Source organism: Corynebacterium neomassiliense (assembly GCF_900626215.1).
In the GTDB taxonomy this organism is placed as follows: Bacteria; Actinomycetota; Actinomycetes; order Mycobacteriales; family Mycobacteriaceae; genus Corynebacterium; species Corynebacterium neomassiliense.
The window spans coordinates 2,479,229-2,498,381 of sequence record NZ_LR131106.1 but is presented as its reverse complement, the minus strand read 5'-3'; the positions used below and the strand labels follow the sequence as shown (position 1 = coordinate 2,498,381).

Sequence of the window (19,153 nt, the reverse complement as noted above, 5' to 3'; positions counted from 1 at the left end):
TGTCAGTCGTCGGTCCTGCAGGCCCGACCGGTCACGGCCTGAGGTCGGCCCACACCCCTGCATGGTCACTGCCCTCCACCCCGACCACGCCGGAGGCGGCACACGACAGTCCGCGGACAAGGACATGGTCGAGCCGCAGCAACGGTACCGGCGCCACCGGCACCCCCGCGCGAGGCCAGGTCGGGGCCGCGAACATGCCGCCGCCGCAGTCGACGAGCCCGGGAACGTCCCCGCCGGGTGCCTTTGTCAGCCGTCGGAACTCCGGGTGTGCGGTTGTCGCGTTGAAGTCTCCCGCCATCACCAACGGACCCGGAGTAACGGCGGCGAAGTCGCGCAGGTCACCCATTTCCCGGACCCAGCCGTCGACGAGGTCGCTGTGCGCCGGGGCGTTGGTGTGCACCCCGGTGACCGTCACCACCGGCCCGGTCGCCCGGGTCACCGTACCGGCGTCTGCCGGGCCACTGTCCCCCTGCCCACCGGTCGTCAACCGGGCCACAGGATTCTGGTGTCTGGTGAGGTGCAGGTCCGTCACCGACCCGTCGACGAGCTGCGTGGAGCGGACGAGCAGCGCTGTTCCTCCGCCCCGGGATCTGGTGGAGACCTGCTGTACCAGGTGCAGCCCGGTCGCCCGTGCCACAGCCTCCGCCTCGGCCCCGGAGCTCTCCGGGAGGACCACCACGTCGGCGTCCATGTCTGCCGCCGTGCGGGCGAGGACCGTGTCCGACGCCGCACCGTACCATGTGTTGACTGCGAGAATTCTCAGGTCACCCGGCGCCTTCGGGCCCGGCTGCGCTGATGCTGCCCTGCCTGCCATCCCGGGTACGACCACGGCCACGCACACGGCCACGGCCACGACCACGACCACGGCGCACGCAGGCAGGACCGGAAACGCCGGGCCCGTCAGCACCGGGCGGTGTCCGGCGGGGAAGACTGACCGGGATGTCGTCGGTCCACCCCGGACCGCCCCTGCTGCCGCGGCCCCGGCTGCCGCGGCCAGTGTCAGCAGCAGACCCGCCGGCCAGGTAGCCTGCGCGGAGGGCAGCAGCCACGCCACTGACGAGGGAAGACGGTCGGTGAAGACGCCCCACCACGGGGAGGACGCCCACAGCAACCCGCATACGGCAGTGACCGCCGCAATGGTCCGCACCGCCGCACCAGCCGACCGGCACACCGACCGGCTCGGCGTCCTGCCCTGCTTCCGGCGCGATGCCGGTGCCTCCCCTGCCCCGGGCGCGACGCCGGGGCCGGGCCCGGCAGAGGCAGCGTGACCGTCCAAGAATCTACTTCAGCATCTCGTCCGCAGCTCCGGGGTCACAGTCGTTGACGAGGTTGAGGCAGCGGATGTACTCGTCCTCTTCCCCGATGGCGCGGGCGACGACGGCGAGCATCATGATCGCCCGGAGCACACCCCGGTTGGGTTCATGGGACCACGGCACCGGACCGGTCCCCCGCCACCCGTTGGCCCGCAGGGCGTCCAGCCCACGGTGGTAGCCCGTACGTGCACAGGCGTACGCCGTGATCTTCTCGCTCGGCAGGTCTCCCTGCTGCAGGTGGTAGGCGGCCAGGGCCGCCCACACACCCGAGTCCTTCGGGTCTGCGACAGCCTTCGCCTCCAGTTCGGCGAGAGTTTCGCCGCCGACAACGGAGGACGCCAGGGACGCCGGGAGCATCACCGCAGGATGCTCGGCACCGAAGAGGTCCCTGCCCTTCCTGATCTGTTCCGTCATGTCAGCCCCGACCTACTTCGACAGGGTCGTGCCGACGGAGTGCAGGTCGGTGCAGGCCTCAACGACCCGCACGCTCATGGCTTCCTCGGCCTTCTTCATGTAGGACCGGGGGTCGTAGACCTTCTTGTTGCCCACCTCGCCGTCGATCTTCAGGACACCGTCGTAGTTGGCGAACATGTGGCCGGCGACAGGCCTGGTGAAGGCGTACTGGGTGTCGGTGTCGACGTTCATCTTGATGACGCCGTAGCGCAGCGCCTCCTCGATCTTCTCCTTCTCCGACCCTGATCCGCCGTGGAACACGAAGTCGAAGGGCTTGGAGCCTTCGGGAAGTCCCAGCTTCGCCGCGGCGGTCCGCTGCCCCATGTCGAGGACCTCGGGGCGCAGCTTTACATTGCCGGGCTTGTAGACGCCGTGGACGTTACCGAAGGTCGCGGCGAGAATGTACCGGCCGTTCTCCCCGGTGCCGAGCGCGTCGACGGTCTTCTCGAAGTCCTCGGCCGTGGTGTACAGGTTGTCCCCCGCCCTGGCCTCCACTCCGTCCTCTTCGCCGCCGACGACACCGATCTCCACCTCGAGGATGATGTCCGCCGCCGCACACGCGGGCAGCAGTTCCCTGGCGATCTCCAGGTTCTCGTCGATCGGGATGGCCGAGCCGTCCCACATGTGGGACTGGAACAGCGGGGTTTCACCGGCCTCCACCCTCCTGCGGGAGATCTCCACCAGGGGACGGACGTAGGTGTCCAACTTCTCCTTCTGGCAGTGGTCGGTGTGCAGGGCGACATTGACCCCGTAATGCTTCGCAGCCTCGTGGGCGAAGGCGGCGAGGGCCGTGGCTCCGGCGACCATGTTCTTCACGTGGAGCCCGGAACCGAATTCGGCACCGCCGGTGGAGAACTGGATGATGCCGTCGGATTCGGCGTCCGCGAAGCCCTTGAGGGCGGCGTTGATCGTCTCTGACGAGGTGCAGTTGATGGCCGGGTAGGCGTATCCGTCTTCCTTGGCCTTGTCGAGCATGTCCCGGTATACGGCGGGGGTGGCGATTGGCATGGAGGTCCTCCCTAGGTGTCCACTGTCTGACGCATGGCTGCTCTCCAGTATGCCTGCTCCGCTCAGTCCGTGGAGTCCCGGACCACCCCTCCGGTCACCCTGACCGCCGCCTCCATCAGCATCCATCCGGACACCTGCACCGACAGATCCCGCCCCGGTCCCCCCAGACCCGCCCCCGGGCCCGAGGCCAGTGCGGTCCCGACCCGCCCGCCGGTGCGGGGCAGGGCCGCGTCCCGGCCCCAGGACGCCCCGAACAACGGCAGCCCGTCCACCTCGAGGCGGTGGTGCCAGACCGACTCCGCCGACTGAAGTACCAGACGCCTGGCCAGCTGACGGGTCGCCCGGCCGAGACGGTCGTCGCTGGGCAGTCCGGTGGCCACGAGCGCGAGGTACCGGGCGAGAACTCCCTTGAACAGGCCCCCGTCCCCTCCCCCGTTGCCCTGCCATCCGGTCAGCCCCGGGTCGCCGGTGTCACCGGTGTCGATGATTCCGTCGGTCGTGGCCATGTGCGTTGCCACCGCCTGGACCAGCTGGTGTACGCGGGTGAGGCACCGGGTACCCACCTCACTGACCGCGCCCATCGGGACCCCGGCGTCCTTCCGCAGGGACCGGGCGAGCTCCACCAGGGCACCGAGGACCAGCCCCTGGTTCACCGTGTGGACCCGCGGTACCTGCTCCTCACCGTGCAGGCGCAGTCTCACCCCGTCCGTCACCAGACCGTCGGCGTTGATCAGCCGCGGGTACACCCACTCGACGAACTGCCCGGTGAGGTCACGGCGCCCCGTGCGCGCCGCGAGGATCGCGGCCGGACCGTTCGTCGTCACGTTGAAGAAGTCCTGGCCGTCCCGCCACGGCAGGACGCCGGTCAGCGGGTCGATCCCGTCGAGCAGCGAGGAGCACAGGCCCGGCAGGTAGCGCACAGACCCGTACTTCGGCAGTTCTCCGGCACGGTGCATGGCCAGAGCCAGCCAGGCCCGGTCGTCGTAGAACTCGTTGTGCGGCAGTGCACGCCGGTTACGGATGCGTACGGCACGGACCGTACGTCGGATCCGGCGGAGTCGACGCCCTGTCGCCCGACGGGTCGCGGCATCGACCTGGCAGTCGATGAACTGGGCCTGCCACCAGCAGTGCCAGTGGTAGAAGAACTTGTCCCGGGTCGTCGGCGGCCACGCGATGACGGCGAGGGAGGTTTTCGGGATTCCCCAGAGCCTTGTCACGTGGCGTTCCAGGACGGCCTGTTCCGCCAGGTCGGCGCGGTGGTCCCAGATCTCCTCCATGGGACCGTTTCTACCAGGAACGGCCCAGGTCGGCGTGCTGCCTTATCCAGGTGTGCATGGCGATACCCGCGGCCACCCCCGCGTTGACCGACCTGGTGGACCCGAACTGGGCGATGGACACGGTCATACTCGCGGCGTCCTGGGCCTCCTCCGTGACCCCGGGACCCTCCTGCCCGAAGAGCAGCAGACAGCGCTCGGGCAGGCGGACGGTCTCCAGGGACACCGATCCGGGGGTGTTGTCCACCGCCACGACAGTCAGACCGTGCTCCCGCGCGTACGCGATGACCGACGCCGTGTCCGGGTGATGCATCAGGTGCTGGTAACGGTCGGTGACCATCGCTCCACGCCGGTTCCACCTGCGGCGTCCGACGATGTGCACAGTGTCGACGGCGAAGGCGTTGGCGGTGCGCACGACGGTTCCGATGTTGGAGTCGTTCTCGAAGTTCTCGATCGCGATGTGGAGCGGATGGCGTCGGGTGTCGATGTCGGCGACGACGGCGTCCCGCGTCCAGTACCGGTAGGCGTCGACGACATTGCGCCGGTCACCGTGTTCCAGCAGGTCGGGATCATAACGGTCGCCGTCGGGGCCCTCCGACGGGGAGGGGACGCCCGGATGCTCCTCCGCCCACGGCCCGACCCCGACCGGATGGTCGGACCACTCGGTCGGGCCCCGGTCGGGCGCGGGTTCCGTCCCCCTGTCAGGTGTGGTTTCATTCACGGGTGAGTCCTTCCACGAGCAGCAGCTGGGCGGCGACGTAGGTCGCCATGACAAGCCCGTCGACGATGCCGTCAAGCACCCGGACCAGGGGTTTCTGCCCTGTGAGGAATGCCTGACGGGCCAGGATGAGCCCGTCGGAGAGCACGAAGAGGTTGCCGCCGAGTCCCACCCCGTGCAGGTCGGCGTGCCTACCCGTCACCGTCGGGTCCGCGGCGAGCACCGACGCTGCCGCGAGCAGGGAGCCGTAGCCCACGGCGGCGGGAAGGGCCGCCGGCGCCCCGGTGGCCGCGGTGAGGACACCGGACGCCAGTACCGGAACCCGCAGGGCGAGGGGCCCCTTCTGCGGCCGGTGGCCTTTCCGCCACAGTGCGGTGATGTAGGCGACCTGGTTGACGGCGAAGGCCGCCGAACCCCGGTTGAGGTTGCGGGCCCGGGTCCGGGAGTCCGCACTACGGCCGTCCGGGCCCATGAGGATGACGTCACCGACCCACCCTCCGGCCAGTCCGGCGACCACCCCGGCGACTGCCCCCGTGACGGCCCCTGGGCCTGCCCCGGTACGCCTCCCCGCGAGTGCGGATGCCGCGAGCAACGGCATCAGCGCGGGTTTCACGGTTCGGGTGAACCGGTCGCCACGTGGTCCGGCCGCTGCCGCCAGGACCGACACCGCACCGGCGGTGAGGTAGGCGCCGCGCAGGATGCGTGCGGTGGACGTCACGGCTGTCCCCGGGCGGACCAGGCGAGACCCAGGTCTGCCAGGCCCAGCAGACTGCGGGACTCCACGCCCTCGGCCTCGATGACGTCCCCGGCACCGGTGGCACGGTCCACCACGGTGGCCACCCCGACAACGGTGGCCCCGGCCTCACGAGCCGCTGCGACGGCGGTCAACGGGGAATTCCCGGTGGTTGTGGTGTCCTCGACAACGAGGACCCTCCTGCCGCTGATGTCCGGTCCCTCGATACGGCGCTGCATGCCGTGCTTCTTCGCCTCTTTGCGGACGACGAAGGCGTCCACTCCGTCACCGGTGTGCATCACGGCGGTGGCCACCGGGTCCGCCCCGAGGGTGAGCCCGCCGACGGCGACGTAGTCCCAGTCCGCGGTCAGTTCGCGCAGCAGCTCCCCGATCAGTTTCGCCGACTCCCGGTGGAGGGTCGCGCGGCGCAGGTCCACGTAGTAGTCGGCCTCCCTGCCCGAGGACAGTACGACCCTGCCCCGGACGACGGAGAGTTCGGTGACGAGCTCGGCGAGACGCCGGAGTTTGTCGGGGTTGACGGCGGGGACGCTCATCGGCTGGCTCCTGGGGCTTGTGGACGGTGACGCTACGGTCACTGATCCTAGAACACCCCGGTACCCGGCCGACAGACGACCCGTGAGGTCAGTGCGCGGACGCCTTCCGGTCAGGTCAGTCTTCAGGGTCGATGATCTCAGGGTCCACCACGTCGTAGACCTCGGCATCATCACGGCCGGTCCCCGCGCCTCCGGTGTCTGCGTGCCGTGCCTCCGGGCCACGGTGGCGTCCCCGCCGTGGCCGTCGGGGCGTCCTGCGCGGCTCGGGGTCCCCGATCCCGGCACCGATGCCCGGACCGTCGGAGAAGATCGTCGCCGACGTCCCAGCCCGGATGATCCGGGGATCACCGGGATCCGGCCCCGGAGTGGGCGAGGGCTCCTCCCCGAGGGCGGGGATCCTGGTCAGACCGTCCTCGGCGACATCCTCCGGCCACGTCCCGTCCAGGTCCGCGTCGCCGAGGATTCTGCCACGCGCACGGGTCGGGAACTCCACCGGCTCCGCCGACCTCTCCACGGTAGGATGCTCCTCCACCTCTGCGGCGGACGGTACAGCATCCTGATCCAGGTCCTGCCTGAGGTCCTGCTTCAGCTCGGGGGAACTTCCCTCCGCGCCTGCCCCCGGGGCCGGGGACTCCCCCGTTGTGCGGGCCTCAGATGTGCGGGCTTCAGGCGTGCGGGCCTCAGATGCCTGGGGAGGACTGTCCGGCACCGCACGCAGATGACCGGGACGCGGGCTGTCCGCGCGGTCCCGGGGGCGGGCCGGAGCCTCCTCCGGCACCTCTCCGGGACCGTGGCCGGCGTCCGGCAGCACGGGGGCGACCCGCGCTCCCGAGGCCGGTCTGGGTCTGGTCGGGTCGGCGACGGTGATGTCGAGCGTCGCGGACGTCACCAGCGGCGGAAGTACCCGCGACGCCGTCCCCAACGCAGTGAGGTGGGGCAGCAGGGCGTCCCACCTGTCCGGGTCGGTCCTGCGCGGGCAGCGCACCGCCACCCACGCCCCGGAGAATGCCACGTCGGAGACATCACCCGTCAGTCCCCGCAGTGCGGTGTCGACCCGGACGTCCATCAGCCGGGCCGCGGCGCGGACGTCCGTCGTGTAGACACTGAACGGGGGACGGTCGAGAGCCCGGTCGTGACGCATTCCCGCGGGCACCGCCGCGACCGCACTGATGTGCACGTCCACCGGTGAATAGGCCCCCCGGCGCAGGGCGAACACCGTCGACCCTGCGACATCGGCAATGTGGAGCTGGTGCCCGTCGACGAAGCCGGAGACGAGGTCGCGGGCGGTGGGACCGGAGTCGGTGGGGGTCATGAGACGGATCAGGCTGACCGGCCACTCCACGGTGAGGAAGGCGTCCTCACGGGTGTACTCGAAGCCGTGGGAGGCCGCCCAGTTCCGGCGCCCACGCCGCGCACCGAACAGACCGCCGGACGTGGGTGCTGCGGTCGGCCCGGGCCCATGACCCGGGACCTCCTCACTGCGTTGAGGTGTGCCCGGAGTCACCGGTACGGCCGGAACGTCGGCATCTGCCGCGGGTACCGCAGGTGAGGGCACATCCCCCGGGGAGCGGGGGGAGGACGCCGCGGGCCGGCTCTCCCCCGGGTTCCGTCGCGGACGACCCCGGTCCGCACCCCGGGCGTCCTGTCCTGTCACCCTGTCCCGACCGGCGGTCCCGGTGAAACCGGTGGAACCCTCACCGCCGGGCGGAGTGCCCTTGCCGGACCGGTGGTCCTGTCCGGAGGCACGCAGGAACAGGCCCGCAGCTGAGATCAGCAGTACGAGCCCGAGGACGAGGGCGACAACCGGGTAAGACATCAACGACAGTCTAGGCGGAGGTGGTCTCCGTCCGCGTCACATGTTGTCCGCGGCGTAGGCCTCATGGTCCACGAGGTCACCGACACCGGTGACCTTCACCTCGTAGAGCCAGCCGGCCCCGTAGGGGTCCTCGTTGATCAGACCGGAGTTGTCCGCGATCTCCTCGTTGACCGCCGTGATCTCCCCGGAGACCGGTGCGAAGATGTCGGAGACCGACTTGGTCGACTCGACCTCCCCGAACGGTTCCCCGGCCTCGATCTCGGTGCCGACCTCGGGAAGCTCGGCGAAGACGATCTCACCCAGGGCGTCGGCGGCGATGTGGGTGATCCCGACGCGGACGGTGTCCCCCGGGTTGATGTCGGTGGAGTTCACCCATTCGTGTTCCACGGAGTACAGGCGGTCGGCGGGAATTTCAGTCATTGTTCTCTCCTCGGTGCAGTTGAAGGAATTCTATTTCTCACGGTTGTAGAACGGCAGCTCGACGACGGTGTAAGGGAAGCTCTTCCCCCTGATGTCGACGGTGATGGTGGAGCCGACAGCCGCCGGTCCACCGTCCTGCGCGGCGGTGGCGTCGACATAGCCCATCGCCACCGGGTGGCCCAGGGTCGGGGACAGTGCGCCGGAGGTGACTTCTCCGAGCCGGTTGCCTTCGGCGTCCCGGATCTCGTAGCCTTCGCGGGCGGCACGCCTTCCCTCACCCACCAGCCCGATGAGATGCTGGTCCGGGCCTTTCTCCTTGGCCGCCAGGATGGCGTCGCGTCCCACGAACGCGTCCTTGGTTCCCGTCGCCGCCAGGACGCCGAGACCGGCGTCGACCGGGGTGACGGCGGTGGAGAGCTCGTGTCCGTAGAGGGGCATGCCCGCCTCCAGGCGGAGGGTGTCGCGGGCGGCGAGCCCGCAGGGCAGGACGCCGAAAGGTTCACCCGCGGCGAGGGCTGCCCTCCACACCGTTGCGGCGCCACTGCCGGTACCGGGGGTGTCATCCGGGTCGGTGTCACGGACGAAGATCTCGAACCCGTCCTCGCCGGTGTACCCGGTCCGGGCGATGAGTGCGGGGACTCCGGCGACGGTGCCCCGGAAGGCCGCGTAGTAGCGCAGTCCCTCCACCGCCGCCTCGACGGGGTCGGAGTCTCCGTCGGCTGCTGCCCCGGAGGCGGCGGGGGCGGCGGCGACGGAGTCGGTGATCCTGAGCATGACCTCTGCCGCCTTCGGACCCTGCACCGCGATGAGCGAGGTCTCCTCGGTCTCGTCGACGACGGTGACGTTGAAGTTCCCGATCCGTTCGGTGAACTCCTCGAACACTGTCCGGGCGTTGCCGGCGTTGGGGACGACAAGGTACTCGTTCTCCCCGAGTGCGTAGGTGATGAGGTCGTCGATGATGCCGCCGTCCTCACGGCAGATCATCGAGTATTTCGCCTTCCCCAGTTTCACCGCGGAGATTCGGGAGATCAGGGCATGGTCGAGGAAGGCCGCTGCCTCCGGTCCGGTGACGCGTATCTCTCCCATGTGTGAGAGGTCGAACACGCCGACGGCCCCGCGCACGGCACGGTGTTCGTCGAGTTCGCTGGCGTACCTGAGGGGCATGTCCCACCCGCCGAAGTCGGTGAACTTCGCGCCGAGTTCGGCGTGGATGTCATGAAGTGCTGTCTTCCGGGGCATGGTGTCAGTTCTCCTCGTGCTCTGCGGAGGTGGCGGAACCGCTGTCGGTCTCCCCGCTGACATCGAATGCTTCGACCGGGGGGCAGGTGCAGACCAGGTTGCGGTCGCCGTAGGCGTCGTCGATGCGGCGGACGGCGGGGAAGTACTTGTCCCGCCGCAGGGACCGGACCGGGAAGGCCGCTTTCTCCCGGGTGAAGTGTCCGTGGGACACGGCGTCCTCGAAATCGTCACGGACGACGGATTCCGCAGTGAAGGGGGCGTGGCGCAGGACCGAGTCCTCCACCGCGACCTTTCCTTCGATGACCTCGTCGATCTCTGCCCGGATGCTCCTCATCGCGGTGATGAAGCGGTCGAGTTCTCCCTTGTCCTCGGACTCGGTCGGCTCCACCATCAGGGTGCCGGCGACGGGGAAGGCCAGGGTCGGGGCATGGAAACCGTAGTCCATGAGCCTCTTGGACACATCGGCCGCGGTGACCCCGGACTGCCTGGTGAGTTCGCGCAGGTCGAGGATGCACTCGTGTCCGACCAGACCGTTGCTGCCGGTGTAGAGGGTGGGGAAGGACGCGGCGAGTTCGTGCGAGATGTAGTTCGCGTTGAGCAGCGCGGTCCGCGATGCTTCGGTGAGCCCCTCCCCACCCATCATCGCGATGTAAGTCCAGGAGATCGGCAGCACCCCGGCCGAGCCGTAGACGGCCCCGGAGACCGGGCGTCCCCCGACCACAGCGGGTGCGACGGAGGGGTCACTCCAGGGGTCGGTGGGCAGGAAGGGGATGAGATGGTCGGCGACGCACACCGGTCCCACACCGGGACCACCGCCACCGTGAGGGATGGTGAAGGTCTTGTGCAGGTTCAGGTGGCTGACATCGCCGCCGAATACACCCGGCTGGGCGAGCCCGACGAGTGCGTTGAGGTTGGCACCGTCGATGTACACCTGTCCTCCCGCCGCGTGGACTTTCTCGCACACGGCGTCGACGTGCTCCTCGAACACGCCGTGGGTCGACGGGTAGGTGATCATGATGCCGGCGATCCGGTCACCGTACTCCATGATCTTCATGTCGAGGTCGGCAAGGTCGACGGAACCGTCTGCGGCGGACTTCACGGCGATCACCTTCAGCCCGGCCAGTGCCGCGGAGGCGGCGTTGGTGCCGTGGGCGGACGCCGGGATGAGGATGAGGGTGCGCTGGTCCTCCCCACGCGAGAGGTGGTAGCGGCGGATGGCCAGCAGGCCGGCGAACTCTCCCTGGGATCCGGCATTGGGTTGTACGGACACGGCGGCGTACCCGGTGATTTTCGCCAGACGGTCCTCGAGGTCGGAGATGAGTTCCAGCCAGCCGGTCGCCTGGTCCTCGGGCACCAGCGGGTGGATGCCCGCGAACTCCGGCCAGGTGATCGGTTCCATGGACACGGCGGCGTTGAGCTTCATGGTGCAGGAGCCCAGCGGGATCATCGTCCGGTCCAGGGCGAGGTCACGGTCGGCGAGCCGACGCATGTACCGCATCATCTGGGTCTCGGAGCTCACCGTGTTGAACACGGGGTGGGTGAGGATGTCGTCGGTGCGCAGGTACCCGGACAGGGGACCTTCGTCGAGGACGAAACCGGAGGTGTCGACGGTGACGCGGGAACCGGCGATGATGCGCAGCAGAGCCGCGATATCGGCGTCAGTGGTGGATTCTCCGACCGAGACCCCGACGTGAATGTCGTCGACGAGGCGGAGGTTGAAACCTTCGTCACACGCCGCGGCGACGATCGAGGGGGCGTCGGTGACCTCGACGGTGACGGTGTCGAAGAACAGGTCGGACGCCAGGGTCAGACCGGCTTCAGCCAGTCCGACCGCCAGGGCCACTGCGCGGGAGTGGATTCCGGTGGCGATGGACCGCAGCCCGTCAGGTCCGTGCCAGACGGCGTAGAAACCGGCGACGACAGCGAGCAGTGCCTGGGCGGTGCAGATGTTCGACGTGGCCTTGTCACGGCGGATGTGCTGCTCACGGGTCTGCAGTGCCAGCCGGTAGGCGGGCGTCCCCTCGGCGTCGACGGACACGCCGACGATGCGCCCGGGCATCTTGCGCTGGTACTCCTCGCGGCAGGACAGGAATGCGGCGTGCGGTCCGCCGAAGAACAGCGGGACCCCGAAACGCTGTGCGGACCCGACGGCGATGTCGGCTCCCGCCTCCCCCGGCGACCGGACGAGCACCTGCGCGAGCAGGTCGGCGGCGACCGTGACCAGACCACCCCGGTCGTGGACTTCCGCGACCACCTCCGGCAGGTCGTCACGGAGCTCACCGGTGGTCGCCGGGTTCGACACCACTGCACCGACGATCACGGTGCCCTCCTCTGCCAGCCGGCGGACGGTACCGACGTCCACCGGGGTGACGGTGACCGGCAGTCCTGCGGCCGCCGCCCGGGTCAGGGTGACGTTGATGCTCGAATCGTGGAGGGCTTCGTCGAGAAGGATGACTCCGCCCTTCTTCGCCGCCCTGGAGTTCAGCCGTGCCATCATCTGGACTGCCTCGGCGACCGCGGTGGCCTCGTCGAGCAGTGAGGCTCCGGCGACGGGCAGGCCGGTGAGGTCCTCGACCATGGTCTGGAAGTTCAGCAGGGCCTCGAGCCTGCCCTGGGAGATCTCGGGCTGGTAAGGCGTGTAGGCGGTGTACCAGGCGGGGTTCTCGACGACGTTGCGGCGGATCACCGCGGGGGTGACCGTGTCGTGGTAGCCGGCACCGATGAGCTGCTTCTTCAGCGTGTTCTTCGAGGCGAAGTCCCGCAGTGCGGCGAGCGCGGCGGTTTCGTCGAGCGCCGGGGGCAGGTCGGTCGGTGTGTCCTGGACTATGGACGCCGGTACTGCGGCGGCCGCGAGAGCTTCAGTACTCCCGTAGCCGAGCGTGTCCAGGATGGCACGGGTGTCGTCGGCGTCCGGGCCGATGTGCCGCTGGTAGTGGGGGGCTGCCATGTCTTCTTCTTCCTGCGCAGGGTGTTTCCTGGCGCGCGGAGATGTGCGTGGATGGTAGTCCTCCCCACTCTGTCGAGGGTGCCTGAGAGCTTCAGCATGACCACGCTGGTGTGCTTCCTAGGGTGCCTTTCTCCTTCGGCGGCAGCTCACGAACGACGGTGACCTGCACTTTCCAGAGTTGCCTCGCCGTGGCGGTACGGGTGCCTGAGAGTGTCTGACGGGGAGGTGTTTGCTCCTACGGCGGCCGGGCTTCCACCGGCCTCTCCCACCGCGGCTACGAGCGGCGCATGAAATTGTGGTTCGTGCGGGCTCAGTATAACTGCTGCGGTGACGTGGGACACGCCGAACGGGGAGGGGGTGACGGTCGCGTCGGCGCTCTCCCCTCATCCCTGGTCAGGACGGTGGAATCAGCCGGTCGAGGGTGTGCGCCAGGAACTTCCTCACCTGCTCCTCACCGAAGTCCGGGTTCTCGAGGACGCGCAGGGCTGTGCCGTCCAGGATCAGCCGAAGTTCCAGCGCCGTGGCCTGCACGTCCACCGCGGCAGGGTCGGCGGATGTGTCGGCGAGCAGTTCCCGCACCACATGGAGGCACAGACCGTCCAGTGCCTGACCGGTGCGACGGCGGACCTCGGCGAGCCGGGTGTTGCCCGGGTTCGCGGTGAGCACCGCCAGCTGGGCCAGCAGGTCCGACCGTGTTCCTCCGCCGGCGGGGGTGGGCCGGCCCCCGGCGTCCCCCCCTCCCACTGGTTCCACCTGGAGCAGCAGTTCCAGTGCGAGGGCGCGCCTCCGGTCTGCCGGGGTGCACCCGCTCCCGTCGGCGGGAACGTCATCGGTGTCTTCCCCCCCACGGGACCGGTCGATCAGTTCCCCGATCCGGGATCCGACCGTGGTCTCGGCGTCCTCCAGCAGGGCGACGAAGAGGTCCTCGTGGGAGGGGAAGATGTGGCGGAGCGATCCTGCCGACATTCCTGCGGCTGCGGCGACATTGCGCACGCTGGCCGCCTCGATCCCCTGCTCCACGATGAGCCTCCGGACGGCGGTGAGGGCGTCGGCGCGGCGTTCGGTGGCGCTCTTACGGGACATGGGGCCACTGTAGCGCCCCACCATTTCTGATACGACTGTGCTACTCTCGCTTCCGTCATCCCTTGTAGTACAGCTGTGCTACTTCGGGCAGTTACCGCAACCACAGGAAAGACGCCGTGGTCACAGCCATCATCGCCTGCGAAATCGGATTCTGGGTCCTCATCGCAGCAGGACTCGTCGCCCGCTATCCCCTCAACCTCCCCCGCACCGGACTGGTGCTCCTCGCAGCCAGCCCCGTCGTGGACCTTCTCCTGCTCACCTTCACCGTCATCGACCTGCGGACCGGCGGGGAACCCGGGTTCGCCCACGGACTCGCCGCCCTCTACCTCGGATTCTCCGTCGTCTTCGGCCACCGGGTGATCGCCCGGGCAGACCGCGCCTACCGTCGACGGATCCGGCACGAGGACGTCCCGGAACCCGACCGAGGCCCCGCACTCCGGGTCGAGACCGTCGATTTCGGACGCGCCCTCCTCGCCGCCGCCGTCGCCACCGCGGTCCTGGAGGTCTGCGTCCTCCTCGTCAGCGGCACACCCCAGGCCGACGCCGCCACCGAAACACTGCGCGCCTGGTACCGCCCCATGGCGACCGTCCTGGTCATCTGGCTGGTCACAGGCCCGGTCTGGCAGCTGTTCGCCCCCACCGGCCGGAAAAGAACAGCATGACAGCCCGTTCCGGGGACAGTCCCGCCTCTGACCCGGTAACACTGTGACCATGGCAGAACCTTCCCGCACCACCGGACACCTCACCCGACTGTTCACCACCCTGCGTTCCCCGTTCAGGGGACTGACCACCCCCTCACTCCCCACCGCCATCCCCGGAGACATCGCCCTGGTCACCGGCGCAACCTCCGGAATCGGCCGGGCCACCGCACAGACACTCGTCGGGCTCGGCTTCCGTGTCATCGGAACCTCCCGGAACCCGGCGTCCCTGCGCTCCACCGCCGACACCCCCGACGGGGTGACCCTGGTCCCCCTCGACCTCGGCGACCCGGAGTCCGTCGCCGCCCTGCCCGGGGAACTCGCACGGGTGGGAGCCGGACCGGGACAGGACCCCGTCACCGTCCTCGTCAACAACGCCGGCGAATCACAGAGCGGCCCCCTCGAGGAACTGCCCGGCGACGCACTGGACAGACTGTTCCGCATCAACGTCACCGGCCAGGTCGGGGTCACACAGCACCTGCTGCCGGCCATGAGGGAACAGGGACGTGGCCGCATCGTCTTCGTCGGTTCCATGCTCGGCAGCTTCCCCCTCGCACACCGCGGCAGCTACGGGGCGTCCAAGGCGGCGGTGAAGGCCTTCGCCTTCTCCGCCCGGCGCGAACTACGCCCCTTCGGCATCGGGGTCAGTGTCATGGAACCCGGCGCGATCGACACCGGAATCTCGCAGAGGAGGACCGTGTACATCGACCGCACCGGACCCTACGCGGCGGAGTTCGACACGATGTTGAACCGACTCAACGCCAATGAGAGGAACGGCGTCCCCGCAGGGAAAGTCGCCGCCGTCATCGCTGAAGCAGCTACCACGGACAGGCCCAGAGCCCTCTACGCCACCGGCTCCGGAGCCGCCGTCGCCTACCCCGCGTCACGACTTCTGCCCAGGGACGTCCTCCACGGGCTGGTCGCACGACGTCACGGGATCTGACGCGGACCACCCGACCCGCTGTACCGGCTGTCACCCTGCCGGCTGTCAACCTGCCGGTGTTCCCTGCCGTAGCGGTGTTCCCGGTCGTCGTCGGGGCGCCGCGAGTACAACAGGTCACGCCACGGACTGGACGACACCGCCAGCACCGCCCCCGCCATCGCACCGGTGAACATCGACGTACCGCCGATCACCGCCAGCCACAGGGGGCTCCCCCCACCCGGACCCTGCACCACCATGGTGACCACACCACCGGTGATCCCCACCCAGCTGAAGGCGATGAACATACGGTTGACCGGATGACGCCGCGGTCCGAAATAGTCCCGCTCCGTGCCGGTCACACCGAGCAGCATCAGGCCGAACTCGACCGCGAAGAAACTGTAGAACAGCAGAGAGGCGTAGTCGTCACTGATCCTGTCGGCGACACGGTCAGCGATCCTGGTCATCGCGACCAGCATGAGCAGGGCCGCCGCGGCAGAGGTGAAACGGCGCAGCATGGCTCCAGTCTGGCACAGTCACCTCACAGTTCGAACAGCACGTCCCCCGCCCCGCACGGCTCACCCGGCCCCAGCGCGGGCGTCACTGAGCTCCTCCGGACCGCCCCCACAGACACCACCGGGTCAAACCCCAGCCTGCCGAGCTGCCCCGGGGCATAGGTCACGCCCCGCTGCCCCGCACCCCCCCTGGCCCCGCCGCTGACATGGAGACTGAACCCGGTGCCGTCGAGCAGGTCCGTGTCAATGCCCAGCTGGGTGTACACCGGCAGGCCCCCGTCAGTGAGCACGAGGAAGTAGTGCGGCATGATGCTGCACACCTCCCCGGCGACCGGTGCGACCACGGTGGCCACCTCCACCCCGAAATCCGGGACCACTGCCACACCTGCCCCGTACGCCCCGGACGCCAGTCTGGGGTCGGGGACTGAGTCCAGGGGTGCGACCGTCCCGTGCACCGGTGTCACCACCCGGTGGCCGGGGCCGGACGACGCGCCCGGTGCAGCCGGTGTACCCGGTGTGCTGACGGCTCCGGCGGAAGTATCCATGCGGTCAGCATAGTTTCCCCACCGTCACCGCCACCGGTATTCGGCAGATCAGTCCCCGAGTGCCACCGGCCGGCTACTGTCACCTGCCCACTGGGACCAACCGCCGACAAAATGGCGGGCACCCGGCAACCCCGCATGCTCCATCGCCGCGATGAACAGGGCTGAATCGACACCCGAACCGGAGTACACCGCCACCTTCTCCGGCGGAACACCGTCGTCACCCCCGATACCCCGTCGGGTGAGACGTTCGCGGACAACCTCCGGGGCAGGGACGCCGCCGGTCTCCAGCATCAGTTCGACGGGGATGTTCACCGCACCCGGAATGTGCCCGGCACGGCGGTCGTGGGGCTCGCGGCGTCCTATGTACCGTCCCGCTCCGCGGACGTCGACAAGCAGGTTGCCCGCCGCCACCCACTCACCGATCTCATCCACGTCGATCGTCGGCATGGAGCCGGAGGTGACCGTGAACGTGCCCCTGCCGCGGAGACACCCGATACCGACGGCGACGTCTCCGCCGGCAGACTCCCACGCCGGCGTGCCGCCCTCGAGGATCTTCACGTCCGTGACCCCGGACCAACGCAGAATCCACCAGGCCCGCGCCGCCCAGAGCATACGGCCACTGTCATAGACCCGCACCGGCAGCTCCGGGGAGACACCCCAGTCCGCGATGTAGTGCTGGAGCTGTGCAGGATTGGGCAGGGGGTTGCGGCCCGTCTCCGGTGACGGAGTGCCGGCCAGCATGCGCAGGGGTTCGCACCAGAAGGCACCGGGAATGTGCCTGGAGACATAGGCGTCCCAGGACGCGTTGCGACGGGGTTCCCAGTGGGAGTCGATGATGGTCATCCGTTCGCCGCGGGTGGCGGCGGCGAGGAGTTCGTCCGCGGGGAGGAAAGGGCTCATGCCGGCCATACTAGAAGCAGCACGGCCTCTGCGCCGGGGACCCGGGACAGCCCCGGGACGGACGGGACGCCGGAGCGGAGACCTGCAGATCTTCCCGGGGACCACACCCGTCGTCGACTTCCGTTCCAGTTAACACGCCGGAAACGTTAGTGTCGTCGCCATGGACTTCGTCGACCCGTCAGTCAGGACGGTGTACTCCACCCTGGACCTCACCGGTGTGGTTCTCTACGGGATGATCGGATCAATGATCGCCCGGTCACGGAACTTCGATTTCGTCGGCATCATCTTCCTGGCCCTCATCACCGCCCTCGGCGGAGGTATGGTCCGCGACGTCCTCATCGACAACGGCCCGCCCGCCGCACTGCAGGACATGCGCTACTTCGGGCTGGCCCTGCTGGGGGCCGTGCTGGCGTCACTCATACACATGAATTCACGGTGGTGGGAGATCTTCCGGGTCCACGGGGACGCCGTGGTGCTGGGGGTATGGGCGGCCACCGGCTCGACGAAGGCCCTGGCGAACGGACTCCCCTGGTCGTCCGCCCTGTTCCTGGGCGTGGTGACGGTCGTCGGTGGCGGCATGATCCGCGACGTGATGACCGGGTCGGTACCGGAGATCTTCGGCGGGGCGACCCTGTACGCCACTCCCGCCGCACTCACCTCCGCGCTGATGGTGGGGATCTGGTGCTTCAACGAATCCGGTGCGGCCGGGGACGCCCCCGTACTGTTCATCGGAATGATCGTCTCCCCGGTGCTCGGCGCCGGAATGATGATCCTGTCCTACTGGCGGGGCTGGGTACTCCCCGGAGCACAGGACCTGTCCTGGGCCGCCCAGGAGAAACTGCGCCAACCCATGACACTTGCCAGAGACATGGCACGGCGCCGGGGGCGGATGCGGCGGAAGAAGTGGGACGCCTACAGCTGACCAGGCCCCTGTCACTCCGACCGGAACGCTCGTCACCGATACTGAAGTCCTTGTAGTGATCGCGGGTCCGCCTCCCTGGTTGTCCGTCCCCCGGTGCGCCACTGCAGAGCACGAAAACTCGTCCGCAGGCGCATTTATGTTCAGTATCCGGTCCCTGTGGAACATCGGTGACTCACGATCTATCGGGGATCTGTCGGCGCCGAACTCTCCGTACCGTCACAGCGGTTTCCCCTGTGGGGACCGATCATGTCGGGAACACCGCCCGGCCCCTGTTACAGATTCACACTGCCCGTACCTGTGGCGGTCAGTCGAAACCTCCCGCCCCGACAGGTCTAACGGCAACTGGTCCCACAAGCGAGATTCCGAGACACCAGTGCACCGCTCGACGGGCGGCAATCCTTCCGGTCTGGAACTGGGGTGCGAGAAGGGATGCCCCCGACCTCTTCACCAGGGCGCTCCGGAAGCAGGATCCGGGAGCCGGCCGCATGTGAAATGAAGGGCCCGCAATGCGCGGCGGAGGGTTCACCCGGATCACCCGCATCCGACCGCACGGATCTCCGGGTCAACGCCACCTCAGCTCACAGAGTGACTGTCGGCACTGTCCGGCGGTACTGCTCCTCCGCGATACCGCACATAGCCGTTAGACTCGGCTTACCTGATCCACAGGCGCACATGTCGACCCCGCCCCTAATCCGGCAATCAGTAAGCGGTCCCGTCTGACACTGCCGGTTCTCCTGTCCTCTGCGGCGGAGCATCACCTTGCGGGAACAGATCCTGGACAATCTCTGCGGAAATACCGAACCCTGACGCCAGCAGTCTCAAAACACCGGGCATCCCACCAGCCCCAGGAAGGAACCACCATGACCTTGTTTCCAGGACTTTTTCTCGGAATAGTATTCGCGTTCCTGCTTATCGGTATCAATCACTTCCTGGTGAGGACCAATTTCGTCAACTACAAGATAACCCCGAAAAACCACCTGAAGGCAAGCATGATCTTTACGTACATTCTCTCCGTAGTCTTTTCCGCCGCAGACAGACGCCTGACCACATCCACTATATTCTTACTGCTCTTCGCGGGTTTTCAGATCATGTGCGT

General features: G+C 68.4%; 18 protein-coding genes and 1 riboswitch. Of the genes, 3 read left to right on the top strand and 15 right to left on the bottom strand.

Annotated elements, in window-relative coordinates:
• Positions 1-31 precede the first annotated feature (31 nt).
• The 12 genes from E0E18_RS10900 to E0E18_RS10845 form a co-directional block, all read right to left on the bottom strand.
• The gene (locus tag E0E18_RS10900; RefSeq protein WP_237559753.1) at positions 32-1,276 is read right to left on the bottom strand and encodes an endonuclease/exonuclease/phosphatase family protein; all 1,245 of its coding nucleotides are present in this window, start codon (positions 1,274-1,276) and stop codon (positions 32-34) included.
• A gap of 4 nt (positions 1,277-1,280) precedes the next feature.
• Positions 1,281-1,727 carry a DUF3151 domain-containing protein gene (locus E0E18_RS10895; RefSeq protein WP_066586675.1) on the bottom strand — a complete coding sequence of 149 codons (447 nt, stop codon included), beginning with the start codon at positions 1,725-1,727 and terminating at the stop codon, positions 1,281-1,283.
• 12 nt (positions 1,728-1,739) lie between these two features.
• Complete coding sequence (fbaA, locus tag E0E18_RS10890; protein ID WP_066586673.1) at positions 1,740-2,774, bottom strand: class II fructose-bisphosphate aldolase; 1,035 nt, start codon at positions 2,772-2,774, stop codon at positions 1,740-1,742.
• A gap of 62 nt (positions 2,775-2,836) precedes the next feature.
• Positions 2,837-4,051: a glycoside hydrolase family 76 protein gene (locus E0E18_RS10885; RefSeq protein ID WP_130840800.1), complete on the bottom strand. Its 1,215-nt coding sequence runs from the start codon at positions 4,049-4,051 to the stop codon at positions 2,837-2,839.
• 10 nt (positions 4,052-4,061) lie between these two features.
• The gene (locus E0E18_RS10880) at positions 4,062-4,769 is read right to left on the bottom strand and encodes a TrmH family RNA methyltransferase (protein WP_130840798.1); all 708 of its coding nucleotides are present in this window, start codon (positions 4,767-4,769) and stop codon (positions 4,062-4,064) included.
• A complete protein-coding gene (locus tag E0E18_RS10875) occupies positions 4,762-5,484 on the bottom strand; it encodes a lysoplasmalogenase family protein (RefSeq protein WP_237559752.1) in 723 nt (240 codons plus the stop codon). The genes E0E18_RS10880 and E0E18_RS10875 overlap by 8 nt, the downstream gene beginning before the upstream one ends.
• Positions 5,481-6,053, bottom strand: coding sequence for an orotate phosphoribosyltransferase (pyrE, locus tag E0E18_RS10870; protein WP_130840796.1), 573 nt, complete (start codon positions 6,051-6,053; stop codon positions 5,481-5,483). The genes E0E18_RS10875 and pyrE overlap by 4 nt, the downstream gene beginning before the upstream one ends.
• 115 nt (positions 6,054-6,168) lie before the next feature.
• Positions 6,169-7,869: a hypothetical protein gene (locus E0E18_RS10865; RefSeq protein ID WP_110482141.1), complete on the bottom strand. Its 1,701-nt coding sequence runs from the start codon at positions 7,867-7,869 to the stop codon at positions 6,169-6,171.
• Positions 7,870-7,905: 36 nt separating this feature from the next.
• A complete protein-coding gene (gene gcvH / locus E0E18_RS10860) occupies positions 7,906-8,289 on the bottom strand; it encodes a glycine cleavage system protein GcvH (RefSeq protein ID WP_066586658.1) in 384 nt (127 codons plus the stop codon).
• 30 nt (positions 8,290-8,319) lie between these two features.
• Complete coding sequence (gene gcvT / locus E0E18_RS10855; protein ID WP_130840794.1) at positions 8,320-9,528, bottom strand: glycine cleavage system aminomethyltransferase GcvT; 1,209 nt, start codon at positions 9,526-9,528, stop codon at positions 8,320-8,322.
• Between the two features lie 4 nt (positions 9,529-9,532).
• The gene (gcvP, locus tag E0E18_RS10850; protein ID WP_130840792.1) at positions 9,533-12,475 is read right to left on the bottom strand and encodes an aminomethyl-transferring glycine dehydrogenase; all 2,943 of its coding nucleotides are present in this window, start codon (positions 12,473-12,475) and stop codon (positions 9,533-9,535) included.
• Positions 12,476-12,534: 59 nt separating this feature from the next.
• Positions 12,535-12,661, bottom strand: a riboswitch (glycine riboswitch).
• 207 nt (positions 12,662-12,868) lie between these two features.
• Positions 12,869-13,558, bottom strand: a complete 690-nt coding sequence (locus E0E18_RS10845; protein ID WP_161972279.1) for a TetR/AcrR family transcriptional regulator — start codon at positions 13,556-13,558, stop codon at positions 12,869-12,871.
• Between the two features lie 116 nt (positions 13,559-13,674).
• Here E0E18_RS10845 and E0E18_RS10840 point away from each other — a divergent pair, with 116 nt between their 5' ends.
• On the top strand, positions 13,675-14,220 hold the full coding sequence (locus tag E0E18_RS10840; RefSeq protein ID WP_066586643.1) for a hypothetical protein: 546 nt from the start codon (positions 13,675-13,677) through the stop codon (positions 14,218-14,220).
• Between the two features lie 49 nt (positions 14,221-14,269).
• Entirely contained in the window at positions 14,270-15,199 is a 930-nt protein-coding gene (locus E0E18_RS10835; protein WP_130840788.1) for an SDR family oxidoreductase, read from the top strand.
• On the opposite strand, the gene E0E18_RS10830 is transcribed toward E0E18_RS10835, so the two are convergent.
• From E0E18_RS10830 to E0E18_RS10820, 3 genes are read right to left on the bottom strand one after another with little or no spacing between them, the layout of a single operon-like run.
• Positions 15,187-15,693: a hypothetical protein gene (locus tag E0E18_RS10830; RefSeq protein ID WP_237559751.1), complete on the bottom strand. Its 507-nt coding sequence runs from the start codon at positions 15,691-15,693 to the stop codon at positions 15,187-15,189. The two genes, E0E18_RS10835 and E0E18_RS10830, sit on opposite strands and share 13 nt — an antisense overlap.
• A 23-nt stretch (positions 15,694-15,716) precedes the next feature.
• Positions 15,717-16,235 carry a PTS glucose transporter subunit IIA gene (locus E0E18_RS10825; protein ID WP_130840786.1) on the bottom strand — a complete coding sequence of 173 codons (519 nt, stop codon included), beginning with the start codon at positions 16,233-16,235 and terminating at the stop codon, positions 15,717-15,719.
• Between the two features lie 48 nt (positions 16,236-16,283).
• Positions 16,284-17,135, bottom strand: coding sequence for a sulfurtransferase (locus E0E18_RS10820; protein WP_337189538.1), 852 nt, complete (start codon positions 17,133-17,135; stop codon positions 16,284-16,286).
• A 160-nt stretch (positions 17,136-17,295) separates the two neighbouring features.
• Here E0E18_RS10820 and E0E18_RS10815 point away from each other — a divergent pair, with 160 nt between their 5' ends.
• Positions 17,296-18,057, top strand: coding sequence for a trimeric intracellular cation channel family protein (locus tag E0E18_RS10815; RefSeq protein ID WP_130840781.1), 762 nt, complete (start codon positions 17,296-17,298; stop codon positions 18,055-18,057).
• Positions 18,058-19,153: the final 1,096 nt, after the last annotated feature.